The organism is Mixta gaviniae, from assembly GCF_002953195.1.
GTDB lineage: Bacteria > Pseudomonadota > Gammaproteobacteria > Enterobacterales > Enterobacteriaceae > Mixta > Mixta gaviniae.
On sequence record NZ_CP026377.1, the window covers coordinates 3,974,260 to 3,993,496 of the forward strand.

General features: G+C 60.1%; 14 protein-coding genes and 4 tRNA genes. 4 read left to right on the top strand and 14 right to left on the bottom strand.

Features of this window, described 5'->3' with window-relative positions; translation table 11 throughout:
* Positions 1–3: 3 nt before the first annotated feature.
* The 8 genes from hflK to nnr all read right to left on the bottom strand — a co-directional run bounded on the left by hflK (position 4) and on the right by nnr (position 9,709).
* Entirely contained in the window at positions 4–1,245 is a 1,242-nt protein-coding gene (hflK, locus tag C2E15_RS18620; protein ID WP_104958693.1) for an FtsH protease activity modulator HflK, read from the bottom strand.
* Positions 1,246–1,313: 68 nt separating this feature from the next.
* Positions 1,314–2,594 carry a ribosome rescue GTPase HflX gene (gene hflX / locus C2E15_RS18625; RefSeq protein ID WP_104958694.1) on the bottom strand — a complete coding sequence of 427 codons (1,281 nt, stop codon included), beginning with the start codon at positions 2,592–2,594 and terminating at the stop codon, positions 1,314–1,316.
* A gap of 80 nt (positions 2,595–2,674) precedes the next feature.
* Positions 2,675–2,986: an RNA chaperone Hfq gene (gene hfq, locus C2E15_RS18630; RefSeq protein ID WP_038623882.1), complete on the bottom strand. Its 312-nt coding sequence runs from the start codon at positions 2,984–2,986 to the stop codon at positions 2,675–2,677.
* 102 nt (positions 2,987–3,088) lie between these two features.
* A complete protein-coding gene (miaA, locus tag C2E15_RS18635) occupies positions 3,089–4,039 on the bottom strand; it encodes a tRNA (adenosine(37)-N6)-dimethylallyltransferase MiaA (RefSeq protein WP_104958695.1) in 951 nt (316 codons plus the stop codon).
* Entirely contained in the window at positions 4,032–5,975 is a 1,944-nt protein-coding gene (gene mutL / locus C2E15_RS18640; RefSeq protein ID WP_104958696.1) for a DNA mismatch repair endonuclease MutL, read from the bottom strand. Before mutL ends, miaA begins: the two co-directional genes overlap by 8 nt.
* Before the next feature lie 79 nt (positions 5,976–6,054).
* Complete coding sequence (amiB, locus tag C2E15_RS18645; RefSeq protein WP_104958697.1) at positions 6,055–7,716, bottom strand: N-acetylmuramoyl-L-alanine amidase AmiB; 1,662 nt, start codon at positions 7,714–7,716, stop codon at positions 6,055–6,057.
* A complete protein-coding gene (gene tsaE / locus C2E15_RS18650; RefSeq protein WP_104958698.1) occupies positions 7,713–8,189 on the bottom strand; it encodes a tRNA (adenosine(37)-N6)-threonylcarbamoyltransferase complex ATPase subunit type 1 TsaE in 477 nt (158 codons plus the stop codon). The genes amiB and tsaE overlap by 4 nt, the downstream gene beginning before the upstream one ends.
* Positions 8,186–9,709, bottom strand: coding sequence for a bifunctional ADP-dependent NAD(P)H-hydrate dehydratase/NAD(P)H-hydrate epimerase (nnr, locus tag C2E15_RS18655; RefSeq protein ID WP_104958699.1), 1,524 nt, complete (start codon positions 9,707–9,709; stop codon positions 8,186–8,188). Before nnr ends, tsaE begins: the two co-directional genes overlap by 4 nt.
* Here nnr and queG point away from each other — a divergent pair.
* On the top strand, positions 9,708–10,847 hold the full coding sequence (gene queG, locus C2E15_RS18660; RefSeq protein ID WP_104958700.1) for a tRNA epoxyqueuosine(34) reductase QueG: 1,140 nt from the start codon (positions 9,708–9,710) through the stop codon (positions 10,845–10,847). The two genes, nnr and queG, sit on opposite strands and share 2 nt — an antisense overlap.
* Positions 10,848–11,153: 306 nt before the next feature.
* Here the strand turns inward: queG and C2E15_RS18665 are convergent.
* The 5 genes from C2E15_RS18665 to orn all read right to left on the bottom strand — a co-directional run bounded on the left by C2E15_RS18665 (position 11,154) and on the right by orn (position 12,239).
* Positions 11,154–11,229, bottom strand: a tRNA-Gly gene (locus C2E15_RS18665).
* 25 nt (positions 11,230–11,254) lie between these two features.
* Positions 11,255–11,330: transfer RNA gene (locus tag C2E15_RS18670), tRNA-Gly, on the bottom strand.
* Between the two features lie 28 nt (positions 11,331–11,358).
* Positions 11,359–11,434 (bottom strand) — tRNA-Gly (locus C2E15_RS18675).
* 28 nt (positions 11,435–11,462) lie between these two features.
* A tRNA-Gly gene (locus C2E15_RS18680) sits at positions 11,463–11,538 on the bottom strand.
* A gap of 155 nt (positions 11,539–11,693) precedes the next feature.
* Positions 11,694–12,239 (bottom strand): oligoribonuclease, encoded by a 546-nt coding sequence (gene orn / locus C2E15_RS18685; protein ID WP_104958701.1) that lies wholly within the window; start codon positions 12,237–12,239, stop codon positions 11,694–11,696.
* A gap of 151 nt (positions 12,240–12,390) precedes the next feature.
* Here orn and rsgA point away from each other — a divergent pair, with 151 nt between their 5' ends.
* The 3 genes from rsgA (at position 12,391) to mscM (ending at position 17,786) form a co-directional block, all read left to right on the top strand.
* On the top strand, positions 12,391–13,446 hold the full coding sequence (rsgA, locus tag C2E15_RS18690; RefSeq protein ID WP_104958702.1) for a small ribosomal subunit biogenesis GTPase RsgA: 1,056 nt from the start codon (positions 12,391–12,393) through the stop codon (positions 13,444–13,446).
* Between the two features lie 104 nt (positions 13,447–13,550).
* Complete coding sequence (asd, locus tag C2E15_RS18695; RefSeq protein WP_104958703.1) at positions 13,551–14,450, top strand: archaetidylserine decarboxylase; 900 nt, start codon at positions 13,551–13,553, stop codon at positions 14,448–14,450.
* 9 nt (positions 14,451–14,459) lie between these two features.
* Positions 14,460–17,786 carry a miniconductance mechanosensitive channel MscM gene (gene mscM / locus C2E15_RS18700; RefSeq protein ID WP_104958704.1) on the top strand — a complete coding sequence of 1,109 codons (3,327 nt, stop codon included), beginning with the start codon at positions 14,460–14,462 and terminating at the stop codon, positions 17,784–17,786.
* Between the two features lie 87 nt (positions 17,787–17,873).
* On the opposite strand, the gene epmA is transcribed toward mscM, so the two are convergent.
* On the bottom strand, positions 17,874–18,851 hold the full coding sequence (epmA, locus tag C2E15_RS18705; protein WP_104958705.1) for an elongation factor P--(R)-beta-lysine ligase: 978 nt from the start codon (positions 18,849–18,851) through the stop codon (positions 17,874–17,876).
* Between the last annotated feature and the right edge of the window lie 386 nt (positions 18,852–19,237).

Genomic DNA, 19,237 nt, shown 5'->3' on the forward strand with positions numbered 1-19,237 from the left:
CGTTTACTCTCTCCCTTCGCGCTGGGTGTCGTTGCGCAGTGCGTTGGCACGACGCTGATCCATGATGTCGTCCGGGCTGAACGACGAGCCGTTGCTGGCGCGATCGTTGCTGCCGGAGGTCGTCGGCAGACGCATCAGGCTGCTGCTCTCCTGGCCGCTACGGGTTGAGCTGGATGAACCCTGACCGCGCATTAGCTGATCCAGCGGCAGCACCATCAGATTATTGTTGCTGTTGCTGACCAGCACCTTACGGGTATGGCTCAGCACGCGCTCCATGGTTTCGATATAAAGACGCTCTTTCGTGATTTCCGGCGCGGCTTTATATTCCGGCAGGATTTTCGCGAAGCGCGCCACTTCACCCTGCGCCTCCAGCACGGTGCGCGCTTTATAGGCCCGCGCCTCTTCCAGAATACGCTGCGCCTGGCCGTTGGCGCGCGGCTGTACTTCATTGGCGTAAGCTTCCGCTTCACGCACGTACTGCTCGCGGTTTTCACGCGCGGCAATCGCGTCGTCAAACGCCGCTTTCACCTCTTCCGGCGGACGCGCCGCCTGGAAGTTAACGTCCAGCACGGTAATGCCCATGTTGTACGGTCGAATGGTTTCGTCGATCTCGCGCTGCGTTTCGCTACGCACCACGGTACGGCCTTCAGTCAGGATGCGATCCATGCTGGAACGGCCGATAACACCACGCAGCGCACTGTCGGTCGCCTGGCGCAGGCTGTCGTCCGCGCTGGTGACCGCAAACAGATAGCGTTCCGGATCGGTTACGCGATACTGCACGTTCATTTCAACGCGCACCACGTTTTCATCGGAAGTCAGCATCACGCCGGACGCGGCCAGTTCGCGCACCGCCTCGACGTTCACCGCCTGCACCTGATCGATAAAGGTCGGCTTCCAGTTCAGGCCCGGCTCAACCAGATGGCTGAACTGCCCAAAACGCGTCACGACGCCGCGCTCGGCCTCTTTAATGGTGTAGAAGCCGCTTGCCGCCCAGATAACCACAGCCGCGACGGCCACGATCCCTGCCAGCTTGCCGCCGTTGCCTGAGCCGCGTGAGTTATCGCCGCCCTTGCCGCCGCCGCCCAGACCGCCAAGCTTTTTGCTCAGCTTACGGAAGATATCATCGAGATCGGGAGGTCCCTGATCGCGTCCTCCTTTGTTTCCCCCAGAGTTGCCGCCTTGATTATTGCTGCTTCCCCACGGGTCGCGGTCTTGTCCGTTATTACCGGGCTGATTCCACGCCATGTTTATACTCCATTTATTGTGTGTGCGGTGTTATCCCAGGCCGGGATACGCGTTTCAGGCAACATCAGTCAAACAATATAATCCACCAGCGTCGGCTCCTGTTTGCACAGGCGACGCCAGTCAACAATCGGCAGGCGAATCATCAACCCTACGCTGCCATCTTCTTCATTCCATTCTTTTTCAATGGCCTGCAGCTGATAAAAGCGGCTGCGCAGACGCCCCGCTTCCGGCGGCAAACGCAGCTCGTACTGCGCGATTTCGCCGGACAGCCGTTCGGTCAACGCCTGGAACAGCAGCGGCAGGCCCGCTCCGCTTTGGGCAGAGAGCCAGACGCGTACCGGCAGATTTTCATCATTGCGATCGATACGCGGCGTAAAGCCGTCAAGTATGTCGATCTTGTTCATCACCTGCAGCGTCGGGATCTCGTCGGCTTCGATCTCTTCGAGAACAGTATCCACCGCCTCGATATTCTCATCCATGCGCACATCGGCAGCATCGATCACATGCAGCAGCAGCGCCGCCTGGCGCGTCTCCTGCAGGGTCGCTTTAAAGGCGGCGACCAGATCGTGCGGCAGGTGGCGGATAAAGCCTACGGTATCGGCCAGCACCACTTCGCCGACGTCGGCGACATCGATGCGTCGCAGCGTAGGATCGAGGGTGGCGAACAGCTGATCGGCAGCATAGACGTTAGCGGAGGTCACGCTATTAAACAGCGTCGATTTACCGGCGTTGGTGTAGCCCACCAGCGAGACCGTCGGCACATCCGCTTTCGCCCGCGCCTGGCGTCCCTGATCGCGCTGCTTTTCGACACGCTCAAGGCGCGACAAAATCTGGCTGATGCGATTACGCAACAACCGGCGGTCGGTTTCCAGCTGGGTTTCGCCCGGTCCGCGCAGGCCGATGCCCCCTTTCTGACGTTCAAGGTGGGTCCAGCCGCGCACCAGGCGCGTGGCGAGATGGCGTAGCTGAGCCAGCTCTACCTGTAATTTACCTTCGTGAGTACGGGCGCGCTGGGCAAAGATGTCCAGGATCAGACCGGTGCGATCGATCACACGACATTCGCACAGACGCTCGAGGTTACGTTCCTGAGCCGGCGATAAGGCATGGTCAAAGATAACGACTGAAGCACCAGTGGCTTTCACCGCTTCAGCGATCTCGACAGCTTTACCTTCACCGACAAAATATTTGGGATGTGGCGCTTTGCGGCTACCGGTTATCACGCGCAGCGCTTCGACGCCTGAGGAAGAGACCAGCGTTTCGAATTCCTGCAGGTCTTCTGTCTCTTTGTCTTGCGAGAACCAGATGTGTACCAGTATGGCCTGCTCACCGGCATCATAACGGTCAAACAAGCTTAAACCTCTCTAATAGATTGACCAAAACGGGGATGGTCATTAATGGTCTCCCCGTTTTGGCAGTGCGATAACAGGGCTTACTCAGCGCTGTCACCGTCTTGCTGTTGCGGCTGCGATTGCGCTGCCTGATTATTGCCGCCGTGATGATAGTTGCTACCGCCACCTGCGTTATTGCTATGGTGGGAGACTGCACGGGACGGGACGACGGTAGAGATAGCGTGCTTATACACCATCTGGCTGACCGTATTTTTCAACAAAATGACAAACTGATCGAAAGACTCAATCTGACCTTGCAGTTTGATACCATTCACCAAATAAATCGAAACCGGAACACGCTCGCGACGCAGTGCGTTCAGGAACGGGTCTTGTAAAGATTGCCCCTTAGCCATTCTATCTTTTCCTTATATGCTTGTTGTTTATTACTAAGAACCCTGCGGCTCTAAAAACTGCGTAAAAAAATTTGCGCACGATAACGGATCAATTGTACACATTCACCCAAGGTTCGCACCAAGAACCTGTAATACCTTGTTAAGCGCCTGGTCCGGATGATCGCTGTCAAGCCAGTGAACATTCTGCCAGCCGCGTAGCCAGGTGATCTGGCGCTTGGCGAGTTGCCGGGTCGCGCAAATTCCCCGATAAACCATTTCGTTGTAATCGATCTCGCCTTCAAGGTAAGACCACATCTGGCGATATCCCACACAACGAATGGAAGGCAAATCCGTATGCAAATCTCCCCTTGCAAACAGCGCGCGCGCTTCGGCTTCAAAACCTGAAGCCAGCATCTGTTCAAAACGCAACGCAATACGCTGATGCAACAATTCACGGCTCGCCGGAGCGATAGCGAACTGAATGACATCGTAAGGCAATGCCTCACCCGCGGTTTTCGTCAGTTCTGTTAAAGTTTTACCCGAAATAAAAAAAACTTCCAGTGCCCGCGAGAGTCTCTGGGGATCATTCGGATGAATACGAGCGCCAGCAATGGGATCAATTTCACATAATTGACGGTGCAGAGCTTCCCATCCCTGTTCACGCGCCGTTTGCTCTATCCGTTCGCGCACCTCCGGATCGGCCGAGGGCAACGGCGACAATCCTTCCAGCAGCGCTTTGAAATAGAGCATGGTTCCACCAACAAGCAACGGAATTCGCCCTTTTGAGGTAATCTCCGCCATTTCCGCCAGCGCATCGCGACGGAAGTCGGCTGCCGAATAAGCTTCCGACGGATCGCGAATGTCCAGCAGGCGATGGGGTGCCTGCGCCAGCTCTTCCGCGGACGGCTTGGCGGTGCCAATATCCATACCGCGATAAATAAGGGCTGAATCAACGCTTATCAACTCTACCGGCAGCTTTTTACGCAGCGAAATCGCCAGCGCCGTTTTGCCGGAGGCTGTAGGCCCCATCAAAAAAATCGCCTTAGGCCGGCCCGCCATTTTGCTTTCACTCATGCTTCAGGGCGTTTAATGCCTTTTCTGTGTCGATCGGTTGTAATAAACCCGGAGGTGGCGATTTCAACAGCGCCGGACAGAGCCGTTCGACATCCGCCAGCAGCGCTATCGCCTGTGAGTGATTCCAGTGCGTATGCTCTACCTCAGCCTGGCGCGCCAGCCATTGGGCCAGCAACGTCGGCGAAATTTCCTGCTGACGGGCGAGATAGCCTAACAGTTCTGGAATCAAGTTTTGTAAATTTTGTTGGCGCAATGGTAAAGGCACCGCGCGTAGCGTCACATGCTGCCCATCGCTTTGCAAATCAATGCCCAACAGGCGCAGCAGCCCGGCATGTTGCTGCATCGCCTGCCGCTCCGCCTGCGCCAGCTTGAGTCTGACCGGGATCAGCAGCGGCTGAGGCTTTAGCCCCTCCTCGCCCGGCTCCAGCTGCGCCTGACGCAGCCAGCGCGACGCCACGGCTAAGGCGATCAGCGCCAGCCCGCCGCCGCGCTCCACCACCGCATAGCTGTCGCGCAGTACCGTCAGGACCCGCCCCAGGCTTTGGCTATGGCCGCGTAGCGGCGTCTCGGCGACGGCCTCCTGCGTGCGTGGCGGCGCCTGCTTGTTCGGCGTCGGTGTTGGCGTTTGCAGCAGCTGCTGATAAAGCGCGCCCTCCCGTTTTTGATAGCCGGGCTGCTGCTGTGGCCAGCCTGCCGGCGCGGTCGCGCGGCTGCCTGCGCTGGCGCGCGGCGCAGCCTCTGACGGCTGACGCGGCGTGCCCTCTGACGGCTGGCGCGGCGCGCCCTCTGACGGCTGGCGTATCGGCGGCTCAGCGGCGGCTGATGGCGCGACGGACGCCGGTGGCGGGCTGGAGAAATGATTGCCGCCCGCCGCCGGACGATTTTCCGGCTGCCAGCGCGGCGCCGCCTGCTCAGAGGAGAGCGGCAGGCTTTCCGCGCCGCTCTCCTGCAGCACGCTGATCACGCCCTGATAGATAAAATCATGCACCAGCCGCGACTGATGGAAACGCACTTCATGCTTCGCCGGATGCACATTGACATCGACCTGATGCGGATCGATATGCAGGTAAAGCACATAGGCGGGCTGGTGATCGCCGCCCAGCTTCTCCTGATAAGCCTGGCGGATAGCGTGATTGATCAGCCTATCGCGCATCATACGGCCGTTGACGTAGCAATACTGTAAATCGCTGACCTGACGTGCGCCGGCGGGATCGGCCACCCAGCCGCGCAGCGCCAGATCGCCATGCTGCCATTCAATCTTCAGCGCATGTTCCATAAAGGTCGCGCCGCAGATGGCGCCCAGACGGCGTAGCTGCTGGCTCTCCTGCGCGGCGGCGCGGTACTGACGCACCAGCTTACCGTTATGGGTCAGAGAGATAGCGATATCGAAACGCGCCAGCGCGATACGCCGCACTACCTCATCGATATGGGCGAACTCGGTCTTTTCGGTTCGCAGGAACTTGCGACGCGCGGGCGTGTTGTAAAAGAGATCCAGCACCTCCAGCGTAGTGCCGGGCGGATGCGCGGCGGGCTTGACCGTCACCGTCATATCGCGCCCTTCCGCATAAGCCTGCCAGGCCTCCTGCTGCTCAGCGGTGCGCGAGGTCAGCGTCAGGCGCGATACGGAGCTGATGCTGGCCAGCGCCTCGCCGCGAAACCCGAGGCTGACGATCGCTTCCAGATCGTCCAGCGAGGTGATTTTACTGGTAGCGTGGCGCGCCAGCGCCATCGCCAGCTCCGCTTTGTTGATACCGCAGCCGTTATCGCGAATGCGGATTAGCTTTGCGCCGCCCTTTTCAATATCGATATCGATGCGCGTGGCGCCGGCATCGAGGCTGTTTTCCACCAGCTCCTTGACGACCGACGCCGGCCGCTCGACCACTTCACCGGCGGCGATCTGGTTGGCTAACTGTGGCGGCAGGATCTGAATCGGCATGGCGCGCTATCCTCAATCTGGCGTGAAACAACGGGTCACTCTGCGTGGCGGCGGCGGGCCGCTAACCGGCCCGCCGCTGTCAGGAGGCGGGAATTTTTAACGTTTGTCCGAGCATTACATTGCTCGACTTCATATTATTGGCCTGCATGATAGCCTGCGCGCTGACGCCGTAATGCACCGCAATGGCGGTCAGCGAATCGCCGCGCACCACTTTATGACGCAGCGGGCGGCGGCTGGAGGTGGCTGACGCGGTGGCCGCGCCGCCTGCCGGCACTTTCAGCCGCTGTCCCACCCAAACGCTCTGCTTTTTCAGCCGGTTCAGCTGCGTCAGCGTGGTCATGGAAACGCCATACTGCGCGGCGATGCCCGACAGCGTTTCGCCGCGCTTCACCACATGACGCTTCACCGGCCCGGTATAGGCCACCGGGGCGCTGGAACGGTTGGCTTCGACTTCAACCGCCGTTGCGGATGGCAACGGTCGGTTTTCCTGCTTTGGGACGGATTGCAACGGATGCGTCAGGAAGTAGCTGCGCAGGCCGCGATAAATCGACCCGGCAATCTTCTCCTGATACGCGCTGCTGCCCAGCAGCCGCTCCTCCGAAGGATTACTGATAAAGCCCGTTTCCACCAGCAGCGAAGGAATATCGGGCGAACGCAACACGCCCAGGCTGGCATGCTCCGGCCGCCGCTTGTGCAGCGAGCCGACCTGCTGCAGCTGCTGAATCACCTTAACCGCCACATCATAGCCGACACGCTGAGAGTGGCCGAACTGCAAATCCAGTACCGCCTGGCTCAGATAGGGATCCGCCTGGCTGTTGGCCAGCAGATCGCCCGCGCCTCCCAGCAGTTCCGACTGTTTCTCATGCTGCTCCAGCCAGTTTGCCATTTCGCTGTTGGCGCGGCGGTTGGACAGCACCCAGACTGACGCACCGCGCGCGCTGCGGTTCGGCGCGGCGTCGGCGTGGATAGAGACCAGCACGTTAGCGTTCTGCTTACGCGCCACGTCAGAGCGTCCCATCACCGAAATAAAATAGTCACCGTCGCGCGTCAGCACGCCTTTAAACATCGGATCATCGTTAAGCATCGCCTTCAGCTTGCGGGCGATGGCGATGGTGACATTTTTCTCTTTCAGGCCGTTCATGCCGATGGCACCCGGATCCTGGCCGCCGTGGCCGGCGTCAATGGCGACAATCACCGTATCGTTAGCGCTGCTGTTGCTCTGGCCCGGCGCGATACGGCTGTTGCTATTGGTTACCGTGGTGACTTTGTCGCCGTCAAAAGGGTTATGCGCCGGCGTGGTTGGCTGCGGACGGCTGCTCGCGGTGTTGACCGGCGTGCGCGACACGGCGCCCTGCCTGGCGGTAATGGTAAACACCACTTTATAGCTATCGCCGTTGCGCTGCGTTACCGCGCGCGTTTTGCCGGACTGGGTCAGCTCCAATACCAGCCGGATGCTCTGGGCATCTTTCGGCTGGCTGGTACGAATGCGTTTCACCAGGTTATCGCCGCTGAAGTTCAGCGGCAGGCCCTGAATAACGCCGGACTGACGGATATCCAGCACCACGCGATCGGGGTTGCGCAGCGGGAAAAAGGCGTAGATGGGCTGACCGTTAAAGCTCAGCGTCACCGTCGCCTGGCTGTTGCCGTTCGACACCTGAATATCGGACAAACTGGCCGCCGGCGAAGCCGAGGCGAACAGGCAGAGCAGCATCAACAGCATCACCTTGATGCGCGCCATTATGCGGAGTCCTTCTTCTTCAGCGCCAGCGCGGCCAGCCGTTCGCCCAGCGGCGAATGCGCTTCCAGCTTCGCCTCGCGCGCCTGGCCGATATAGCTCAGGGTCAGCGACAGGTCGGGCTCAGGCAGCACGCCCGTTCCCTGCTGTGGCCACTCCACCAGGCAGACGGCGTCGCCGGCGAAATAGTCGCGGATCCCCATAAACTCCAGTTCTTCCGGATCGGCCAGCCGATAGAGGTCAAAATGATAAACGGGCCGCGCCAGCTGCTGATAAGGCTCTACCAGCGTGTAGGTCGGGCTTTTCACGTTGCCCTGATGCCCCAGCGCCTGCAGGAAGCCGCGGCTGAAGGTGGTTTTCCCCGCCCCTAAATCGCCGTAGAGATAGATGACCACCGCGCTGTCGCAGGCGCGGGCAAGTTGAGCGCCCAGAGCGAGGGTTGCCGCCTCGTCAGGCAATGCGATAACACAGGTATTCATGCTTTATTGTTTAACATCTCAGGATTAACAAATCGAAACAGCGCGGAGAACAGATCGGTCGCCAGCATCCCGCGCGTGCCAAAGCGCGCCGCTACCGCATCCGCCGCCGCGCCATGTACCACACAGCCCGCACAGGCAGCATCATACAGCGTCAGCTTCTGGCCGCACAACGCGCCGATGATGCCTGACAGCACGTCGCCCATACCGCCCGACGCCATACCCGCATTACCGACGTCGGCAAAGGCCATTTCGCCGCTTTCGCTGGCGATCAGCGTACCGGCGCCTTTTAGCACCACTACGCCGCCATAGCGTTTCACCAGGCGCTTTGCTGCAAGTAAGCGATCACTCTCAATTTCCGTCGTCGACACGTTCAATAGCCGTGCCGCTTCGCCGGGATGGGGCGTAATGATGCGATTCTGACGTTTATCGGGATTGAATGCCAGCAGGTTAAGCGCATCAGCATCCCACAGCATCGGTTTCTGAGAGTTTTCTACCCGCCGTAACGCGTTTTTGCCCCATTCCTGCTGTCCGAGGCCCGGCCCGATAACGATAACATCGGCCCACTCCATTGCCTGCTGCAGCGCCTCGTCGGTTAGTTCGTCCACCATAATCTCCGGACGCGCGGCGAGGATCGGCACAATATTATCTTTGTGAGTAAGCGCTCGCACCAGACCTGCGCCGGCGCGCAGCGCCGCTTCCGCCGTCATGCGTATCGCGCCGGCGGTGCCGCGATCGCCACCCACCACCAGCAGGCGGCCCTGATCGCCCTTATGGGCGGTGGCGCGACGCGGCCGCAGCCAGCGGGTCAGCGCCTGAGCGTCATAACGCGCCATCGGTGCCTGCTGGCCATTAAGCCACGGCTCCAGGCCCAGCCCGTGATAGTGCAGCTGGCCGACATAGTCACGCGCTTTGCCGGTCACCTGCCCCGGCTTGATGGCAATCAGCGCCAGCGTGGCGGCCGCCTCGATAACTGCGCCGGGCGCGGTGCCGTTGGCGGCTACCAGCCCGGAAGGCATATCAATGGCGAAAACCGGCGCCGTATGCCGGTTCGCCTTCTCAATCAGCCGTGCGTAGCTTTCCGCCGGCGCACGGTTCAGGCCGGTGCCCAGCAGGGCATCGACAATAATATCCACCTGCTCCGGCCAGCTGGCCTGCGCGTCATGCACTTCGCCGCCTGCCGCCAGCCAGGCATCGCGCGCCGCCTGCGCCTCTTCCGGCAGCGGGCGCTCACTGTCGCACGCCAGCAGCGTAACCTGAAATCCCGCCGCCTGCGCCAGCCGCGCCACGACGTAGCCGTCGCCGCCGTTATTGCCGTGGCCACACAGGATCAGCCAGTGCTGCGCCTGTGGCCATTGCCTGCGCATCAGGTCGAAGGCGGCGCCGCCCGCGCGCAGCATCAGCTCATACAAGGTCATGCCTAAGCTGTCCGCGCCTTCGGTTTCCAGGCGATGCAGCGCCTGCGCAGGCCAGACAGAGTGTGGTAAACTGCGGGCGTTTTCCTTCTCGGTACTATCACTCATGTCACACCCTCTCGATCTTCAACAGCTTGCTCAGGATATAAAACAGTGGGGATTGTCGCTCGGCTTTCAGCAGGTCGGCATCTGCGATACCGATCTCAGCGCAGAAGAGCCGCGTCTGCAGGCCTGGCTGGATAAGCAATATCATGGCGAAATGGAGTGGATGGCGCGGCATGGCATGATGCGCGCCCGCCCGCATGAACTGCTGCCTGGCACCCTGCGCGTAATTAGCGTGCGGATGAACTACCTGCCGGCGAAAGCCGCCTTTGCCAGCACGCTAAAAAATCCCCGTCTGGGTTACGTCAGCCGCTACGCTTTAGGTCGCGACTACCACAAAGTATTGCGCAATCGCCTGAAAAAGCTCGGCGATTTGATCCGCGAACGCTGCGAAACGGCGAATTTTCGCCCGTTTGTCGATTCCGCACCGCTGCTGGAGCGGCCGCTGGCGGCCAGGGCGGGACTTGGCTGGACTGGTAAGCACTCACTTATCCTCAACCGCGAAGCGGGCTCCTGGTTTTTTCTCGGTGAGCTGTTAATCAACCTGCCACTGCCGGTCGATAAGCCACAGGAAGAACAGTGCGGCCGTTGCGTCGCCTGCATCACCACCTGCCCAACCGGCGCCATCGTCGAACCTTACGTCGTGGATGCGCGCCGCTGCATCTCCTATCTGACCATTGAGCTGGAGGGGGCGATACCGGAAGCTTTTCGGCCGCTGATCGGCAACCGCATCTACGGCTGTGACGACTGCCAGCTGATCTGTCCATGGAACCGTTTCGGCCAGCTGACGGACGAAGACGATTTTTCGCCGCGCGCCGCCCTGCACGCCCCGCCGCTGACGGAGCTGTTTCTCTGGGACGAAGCGAAGTTTCTGCGTATTACCGAGGGATCGGCTATTCGGCGTATCGGCCATTTGCGCTGGCTGCGCAACGTGGCGGTCGCACTGGGCAACGCCCCCTGGGATGAGGCACATATTGCCGTGCTGAGCCGTCGGCTGGGCGAGAACGCTATGCTGGATGAACATATCGAATGGGCGATAGCGCAGCAGAAGAGACGACGGGCGGAAAATGCCATCGAGGTGCAGCGCCCTCAGCAAAAACGCCTGGTGCGCGCTGTGGAGAAAGGTTTACCGCGCGACGCCTGAGCTGCTTAGATAATCGCCTGCCCGCCGCCGCTGAACTTTTCCACACGCTGTGCATAAAAATAAAAAAGCGTTGTCATTCAACTGACACAAGAAGCGCAAGCGACAAAGATAACAAATTGAAATATCATCATAGTTATATATTTCAATACATTACACAAAGAATGTAAGCAAATAATATCCGGCAAGAGCAGTCAGCAAGAATCGCGACCTGTGGATAAGTCTGTTTAAACAGATTTGACTTAATGCGTATTGGGCGCATCAGGCGGGCGTTGCCGCTGTGGATAATTATGATGTGGTCATGAAATTTGGAGCGGGAAACGAGACTCGAACTCGCGACCCCGACCTTGGCAAGGTCGTGCTCTACCAACTGAGCTATTCCCGCAATGACGTAGGTAAATCGAAGAATTTGGAGCGGGAAACGAGACTCGAACTCGCGACCCCGACCTTGGCAAGGTCGTGCTCTACCAACTGAGCTATTCCCGCAGGGGTATTACCGGTTACCGCAAAAATTTGGAGCGGGAAACGAGACTCGAACTCGCGACCCCGACCTTGGCAAGGTCGTGCTCTACCAACTGAGCTATTCCCGCAGGGCGTTACCGGGTACTGCATAAATTTTGGAGCGGGAAACGAGACTCGAACTCGCGACCCCGACCTTGGCAAGGTCGTGCTCTACCAACTGAGCTATTCCCGCAATCGTAGCCGATTAAAATTCTTCATCGGTACGGGGAGCGCATTATACGAGAAAACTTTTGCCCTGCAAGCCCTTGAGGGCAAAAATTTGCGCTTTCGATGCATTTGCTGATTTAAGCGGCGGAATGGCGTTTTTTTAGCCGATCCGCCCGTCAACTACAGCTGCAAGAAGTGGCTGCGGTAGTAAGCCAGCTCCGCCACCGACTCGCGGATATCATCCAGCGCCTGGTGGGTGCCCGCCTTTTTAAAGCCGGCAAGGATATCCGGCTTCCAGCGGCGCGCCAGCTCTTTTAACGTACTGACATCCAGATAGCGATAGTGGAAATAGCTCTCCAGCTCCGGCATATATTTAAACAGGAAGCGGCGATCCTGGCCGATGCTGTTGCCGCAAATTGGCGAGGCGTTAGCGGGCACCCACTTTTTCAGAAATTCCAGCGTCGCCAGCTCGGCGGCACGGTCATCATACTGGCTGGCCTTCACGCGCTCTACCAGCCCGCTGTTGGTATGGGTGCGTACGTTCCACTCATCCATCAGCGCCAGCTGCTCAGCGGACTGATGCACCGCCAGCACCGGGCCTTCCGCCAGAATATTCAGGTTGGCGTCCGTTACCAGCGTCGCAATTTCAATAATGCGATCGCGCTCCGGATCGAGGCCGGTCATTTCCAGATCGATCCAGATAAGATTGTTTTCATTTCCGCTCATGGTTTATCCCGCAGTTGGCTCGGTTGTCTTTCCGGCTGAATCGGCCAGGGCGCGCAAAGCCGGGTTGCGTCGCTCGCCGTATTTCAGCCCAGGGTGTATCATAGACGTTTTGCCCGACGAGGCGAAACCGTCCGAATGCATGTGAGGAAGAGTGAGTAAAAATAAACTGTCTAAAGGCCAGCAGCGTCGCGTTAACGCTAACCACGAACGTCGTCTCAAACAGCGTGCGGATAAGCCTGAACCGGATGACAGCCTGTTTGGCGAAGCGCAGTACGGCATCGTCATCAGCCGCTTCGGCATGCATGCGGACGTAGAAGATAGTGGGGGTCAGGTTCACCGCTGCAATATCCGCCGCACCATCCGCTCGCTGGTGACCGGGGATCGCGTGCTGTGGCGGCCCGGCGTCGAAGGCGGAGCCACGGTAAAAGGCATCGTCGAAGCGGTGCATGAGCGCCATTCGGTGCTAACGCGCCCCGACTTCTACGACGGCGTAAAACCGGTGGCGGCGAATATCGATCAGATCATCATCGTCTCCGCCATCGTGCCGGAGCTATCGCTGAACATTATCGACCGCTACCTGGTGGCGAGCGAAACGTTGGGTATCGAGCCGCTGCTGGTGCTAAACAAGACCGATCTGCTGGATGAGGCGGGCCGCGCCTTTGTTGACCAGCAAATGGCTATCTACCGCCATATCGGCTATCGCGTGCTGATGGTCTCCAGCTATGAAAAAGCGGGCCTGGCCGATCTGGAAGCGGCGCTAACCGACCGCATCAGCATTTTCGCCGGTCAGTCAGGGGTGGGCAAATCAAGCCTGCTCAATGCGCTGCTGGGCCTGGATCTGAGCGAACAAACTATCCTCACCAACGACGTTTCCGACGTCTCCGGTCTGGGCCAGCACACCACCACCGCGGCGCGTCTTTACCACTTTCCGCACGGCGGTGACGTGATCGATTCGCCCGGCGTGCGCGAGTTCGGTCTCTGGCACCTGGAGCCGGAACAAGTCACCCAGGGATTTGTCGAATTCCGTGAATTTTTAGGTGGCTGCAAGTTCCGCGACTGCAAGCATGATAACGATCCCGGCTGCGCGATCCGCGAGGCGGTGGAGAATGGGCTGATCGCTGAAACGCGCTTCGAAAACTACCACCGCATTCTGGAGAGCATGGCGCAGGTAAAAACGCGTAAAAACTTTGGTAATGACGAAGACTGATAGCGCAAATATGGCATTATCGGCGCGTTAGCCTAAACCGGCTGGCGCTGCTACAATTCGCCCCCTTTTTCTTCAACGTCGTGTGATTAAGCCAGGAGGCTAACGTGTTGGATTCTATTAAACTCGGCCTGAATCATCTGCTCCCTAAAAAGTGGCTCACCGAGGCGGCTGGCTGGGCCGCCGGCAAGCGCGCCGGCTGGCTGACCAAAGCAGTGATCGATATTTTTGTCTGGTTCTATCGCGTCGATATGTCCGAAGCGCAAAAATCGGATACCGCCAGCTACCGTACCTTTAACGATTTCTTTGTGCGCCCGCTGCGCGACGAAGCGCGTCCTATCGACGCCGACCCGAACCTGCTGGTCCTGCCGGCGGATGGTGCCATCAGCCAGCTGGGCCATATCGAAGGCGACACCATTTTTCAGGCGAAAGGCCACTACTATTCGCTGGAAGCGCTGCTGGCGGGCGATCGTCAGATGGCGGCGCAGTTCCGCGACGGCGAGTTCGCTACCACCTACCTGGCGCCGCGCGACTACCATCGCGTGCATATGCCGTGCAACGGCATCCTGCGCGAAATGATTTACGTGCCGGGCGATCTCTACTCCGTTAACCCGCTGACCGCGCGCAACATCCCTAACCTGTTTGCCCGCAACGAGCGCGTTATCTGCTATTTCGATACCGAATTTGGTCCGATGGCGCAGATTCTGGTCGGCGCCACCATCGTCGGCAGCATCGAAACCGCCTGGTCCGGCACCGTTACGCCGCCGCGCGAAGGCGTCATTAAACGCTGGAGCTTCCCGGGCGCCGACGCCGAAGGCGCGGTGGTGCTGCTGAAAGGTCAGGAAATGGGCCGCTTCAAGCTGGGTTCGACCGTTATCAATCTGTTCGCGCCGGGCCGCATTAAGCTTGCGGAAAGCCTGGAAGCGGAAAGCAAAACCCGTCTCGGTCAGCCGATGGCTATGGCGCTGCAACGCACCGACGCGGAAACCGTTTTACACCACGATTAAGATGTCACCGTGCGCCTGATCCTCTCTTTTATTCTCGTCTGTTTCTTTACCCTGCCCGCGTACGCCGCCAGCGCGCCTGACGCGGCGCAGGTGCGCCAGGAGCTGGAGCAGGCGAAATCCGCCAAATCCTCGCCGGCCCAGGCTGAACTGGTGCAAACGCTGGAATCCGCGCTGAGCTTTATCGACGCCCGCAACGAATCGCTGGAGCGGGCGAAGCAGTATCAGCAGGTGATCGATGATTTCCCTAAACTGGCGCGCGAGCTGCGCCAGCAGATCGCCAGCCTGAACGACAGCCCGCGCACGCTGCACGGCGGCCTGACCAGCGCCGAGCTGGATCAGGAGATCCTGCAGGTCAGCAGCCAGCTGCTGGAAGAAGGACGCCAGGCGCAGCAGGAGCAGGATCGCGCCAGAGAGATCAGCGATTCTCTTGGCCAGCTGCCGCAGCAGCAAACCGAGGCGCGCCGCGCGCTAAGTGAAAGCGATCGCACGCTACAGGGCCAGGCAGTCGCCTCCGGCGCGCTGGCCCAGGCGCAGATCTACGCCCGCCAGGCAGAATCGGCGGCGCTGAAGGCGCGGGTCGACGAGCTGGAGCTGGCGCAGCTATCGGCCAATAACCGGCAGGAGCTGGCGCGGATGCGCGCCGAGGTGCATCAGAAAAAAGCGGAGCAGCTGGACGACTATCTGCAGGCGCTGCGCAATCAGCTTAACGGCCTGCGCCAGCGTGAAGCGGAGCTGGCGCTGGCGCGCACTGAGCAGCTGGCGGAGAACAGCGGCGATCTGCCGCCGTCGATCACCGAGCAGTTTCACGTTAACCGCGAGCTTTCTGCTGCGCTTAACCAGCAGGCGCAGCGTCTCGATCTTATCGCCTCGCAGCAGCGTCAGGCCACCAATCAAACCATTCAGGTTCGCCAGGCGCTTGGCACGATCCGCGAGCAGTCGCAGTGGCTTGGCGCCTCTAATCTGCTCGGCGAGGCGTTGCGCGCGCAGGTGGCGCGCCTGCCGGAGATGCCGAAATCGCAGCAGCTGGACAGCGAAATGGGCCAGCTGCGCGTACATCGTCTGCACTATGAAGATCTGCTCAGCCGCCAGCAGCAGCTGCGCCAGCTGAAGCAGGAGAATGGCGCGCCGCTGACCAGCGAGCAGCGCCGCATCCTTGACGCACAGATCAAAACCCAGCGGGAGCTGCTTGGCTCGCTTATTTCCGGCTGCGATACTTTGATTCTTGAAGTGACCAAGCTGAAAGTGGCCAACAGCCAGCTGGAAGACGCGCTCGGCGAGATCAAAGAGGCCACGCACCGCTATCTTTTCTGGACCGCCGACGTCAACCCGCTGAGCCTGAGCTATCCGCTGGATGTGGCGCGTGATCTGAACCGGCTGCTGTCGCTTGATACGCTGGGCCAGATGGGCGGCGCGCTGATGATGATGGTCACCAGCCGCGACACGGTGCTGCCGATTCTGGGCGCGCTGCTGCTGGTCGGCTTCAGCATCAGCTCGCGCCGCCACTACAATGCGTTTCTGGCGCGCGCCGCCGGGCGCGTCGGCAAGGTGACGCAGGATCATTTCACCCTGACACTGCGTACCGTTTTCTGGTCGATTCTGGTCGCCCTGCCCCTGCCGGTGCTGTGGGGCGCGCTCGGTTTCGGCCTGCAGCACGCCTGGCCCTACCCGGTGGCGGTAGCGATCGGCGATGGCGTGACCGCCACGCTGCCGCTGCTCTGGGCGTTTATGATCAGCGCCGCCTTCGCCCGTCCCAACGGGCTCTTTGTGATTCACTTCCGCTGGCCGCAGCTGCGGGTGGCGCGCGCCATGCGCTACTATTCGCTCTCCATCGGCTTTATCGTGCCGCTGATTATGCTGCTGATTACCTTTGCCAATCTCGAGGATCGGCAGTTCTCCTCTACTCTGGGGCGTCTCTGCTTTATTCTGATCTGCGGCGCGCTGAGCCTGGTCACCGTCAGCCTGAAGCGCGCCGGCATCCCGCTCTATCTCGATAACGAGGGCAGCGGCGACAACGTGATCAACCGCATCCTGTGGAATCTGCTGATCTGTATTCCGCTGGCGGCGGCGCTCGCCTCCTGTACCGGCTACCTGGCGACCGCGCAGGCGCTGCTGGCGCGTCTGGAGACGTCGGTCGCCATCTGGTTCCTGCTGCTGGTGATCTACCACATTATTCGCCGCTGGATGCTGATCCAGCGGCGGCGCATCGCCTTCGATCGTGCCCGTCAGCGGCGCGCCGATATGCTGGCGCACCGCGCGCGCGGCGAAGAGGAAACGACCGCGCAAACGGCAGACGGCGTCGACGTCGATGAGCCGGTTATCGATCTTGACGCTATCAGCGCGCAGTCACTGCGGCTGGTGCGTTCTATCCTGACGCTGATTGCCCTGCTCTCGGTGATTGTGCTGTGGTCAGAGATCCACTCCGCCTTCGCCTTCCTGGAGAATATCAAGCTGTGGGACGCCAGCAGTACCGTACAGGGGGTGGAAAGCCTGCATCCGATCACCCTCGGCTCGGTGTTGATCGCTATCCTGATTTTCATCATCACCACCCAGCTGGTGCGCAATATGCCCGCCCTGCTGGAGCTGGCGCTGCTGCAGCATCTCAGCCTGACGCCCGGCACCGGCTACGCCATCACCACGCTAACCAAATATCTGCTGCTGCTGATCGGTGGGCTGCTTGGCTTCTCGATGATCGGCATCGAATGGTCGAAACTGCAGTGGCTGGTGGCGGCACTCGGCGTGGGGCTGGGGTTCGGTTTGCAGGAGATCTTCGCCAACTTTATCTCCGGCCTGATCATTCTGTTTGAGAAGCCGATCCGCATCGGCGATACGGTTACCATCCGCGATCTCACCGGCAGCATTACGCGCATCAACACGCGTGCTACCACCATCACCGACTGGGACCGCAAAGAGATTATCGTGCCAAACAAGGCGTTCATCACCGAGCAGTTCGTTAACTGGTCGCTTTCCGATTCGGTAACGCGCGTGGTGCTGACGGTGCCGGCGCCGGCCGGGGTCGACAGCGAGCAAGTGACAGCGCTGCTGCGGCACGCCTGCGAACGCTGCAGCTACGTGCTGGATACCCCGCCGCCTGAGGTGTTCCTGGTCGATCTGCAGCAGGGCATTCAGCTGTTCGAGCTGCGCATCCACGCAGCGGAGATGGGCCATCGCATGCCGCTACGGCATGAGCTGCATCAGCTCATCCTGCAGGGCTTCCGCGAACAGCATATCGAAATGCCCTTCCCGCCGTTCCAGGTGCGTATGGAGACCGCCGCGAAGCGGACGCCCGCCAGCAACGGCGCGCCGACCACGCGCACCTTTAAGTCAGGCGGACTGTAGGGACGAAAACGACAACGCGCTCCGGCGACAGACGGAGCGCGTTGAACAGCGAGCGTGGCGATCGACCGGGAAGGCGATCGCCGCGCTTTAGCAGCGATCGACCGGGAAGGCGATCACCTCGCTCAGGGCTTCCGCCTTCAGCGCCAGCATAACCAGACGATCCACCCCCAGCGCGACGCCGGAGCTGGCCGGCATGCCATGTTCCAGCGCGGCCAGCAGGTTGGTATCGATAGGCTGCTGCGGCAGTCCGCGCGCGGCGCGGCGGCGGTTATCCTGCTCAAAGCGTTGACGCTGCTCGCGCGCGTCGGTCAGCTCGCGGAAGCCGTTCGCCAGCTCAATGCCTTTAAAGTAAACCTCAAAGCGCTCCGCCACACGGTGATCTTCGGTGCTGATCTCCGCCAGCGCCGCCTGCGTCGCCGGGAAGTGGTAAATAAAGGCCGGCTTCTCCTGGCCGATCTTCGGTTCCACGCCCAGCATAAACAGCAGCTGCAGCAGCGTATCGCGATCCTCTTCCCTGTTGGCCAGGTCGCCTACGCCCAGTTTCTCTGCCGCTTCGCGCAGCTGCGCTTTATCGGCGGAAAGCGGATCGACCTCCAGATGGCGGATAAAGGCCTGCTGATAAGAGAGCGATTCCGCCGGCTGGCACTCCAGCACCTGCTGCAGCAGATCGTCCACCTCATTCATCAGGCGGTACATATCGTAGTGCGGACGATACCACTCCAGCATGGTGAATTCCGGATTATGGTGACGCCCCGCCTCTTCATTACGGAAGCTACGGCCCATCTGATAGATCGGCCCGCTGCCCGCTGCCAGCAGACGTTTCATATGATATTCCGGGCTGGTCATCAACCACAGATCCAAACCCTGCGAAGCGCCGGGGCCGACAAAGCGCGTCTGGAAGGTCACCAGATGAATATCGGTGACCGTAGCCTGACTCATCGCCGGGGTTTCCACCTCCAGTACGCCGCGATCGGCGAAGAAACGACGGATTTCCGCCAGAATTTTCGCACGTTTCAGCAGGTTAGAGATGGGTGCGCTCGGCTGCCAGCTTGCCGTTTCGCTCATGGGGTTTACTCCTCAGTCAAACAAGGGGATGCAGTCTACTCGTAACGCCGTTGGCAGACAAATCCGCGCGGATAAAACCGCCGTATTTTTCGCCTGCCTGCGCCGCGCACCGACGCCCCGGCCACGTTCACTGACCGCAGGCCGGCGACATACAGATTTTTAACGTTGTTTTATCAAGTTTTTCCCGGCGCTGCCGATGGAGCAAGACGCGTTGCGCGAAAACTGGCCGGAGAGTCAATCCCCGCCAAAGCGGCGCCGTAAGCCGCGCCGTTGCTGAAAAAGCGCGTCAGCCGCTAACGATAACGTAAAGCCCCACATCCCCAGGAGAGTGCGCTGGGATAAGTGATATTTGTAGATCCGTATAGTGATCTGCTTCAGACAAAGGG

Bases quoted from the DNA above. Each gene is read 5' to 3' on its own strand.
- nnr (WP_104958699.1), bottom strand. From the start codon at position 9,709: ATGAGTGATAGTACCGAGAAGGAAAACGCCCGCAGTTTACCACACTCT.
- miaA (WP_104958695.1), bottom strand. From the start codon at position 4,039: ATGAGTGAAAGCAAAATGGCGGGCCGGCCTAAGGCGATTTTTTTGATG.
- orn (WP_104958701.1), bottom strand. From the start codon at position 12,239: ATGAGCGGAAATGAAAACAATCTTATCTGGATCGATCTGGAAATGACC.
- tsaE (WP_104958698.1), bottom strand. From the start codon at position 8,189: ATGAATACCTGTGTTATCGCATTGCCTGACGAGGCGGCAACCCTCGCT.
- epmA (WP_104958705.1), bottom strand. From the start codon at position 18,851: ATGAGCGAAACGGCAAGCTGGCAGCCGAGCGCACCCATCTCTAACCTG.
- queG (WP_104958700.1), top strand. From the start codon at position 9,708: ATGTCACACCCTCTCGATCTTCAACAGCTTGCTCAGGATATAAAACAG.
- mutL (WP_104958696.1), bottom strand. From the start codon at position 5,975: ATGCCGATTCAGATCCTGCCGCCACAGTTAGCCAACCAGATCGCCGCC.
- hflK (WP_104958693.1), bottom strand. From the start codon at position 1,245: ATGGCGTGGAATCAGCCCGGTAATAACGGACAAGACCGCGACCCGTGG.
- hfq (WP_038623882.1), bottom strand. From the start codon at position 2,986: ATGGCTAAGGGGCAATCTTTACAAGACCCGTTCCTGAACGCACTGCGT.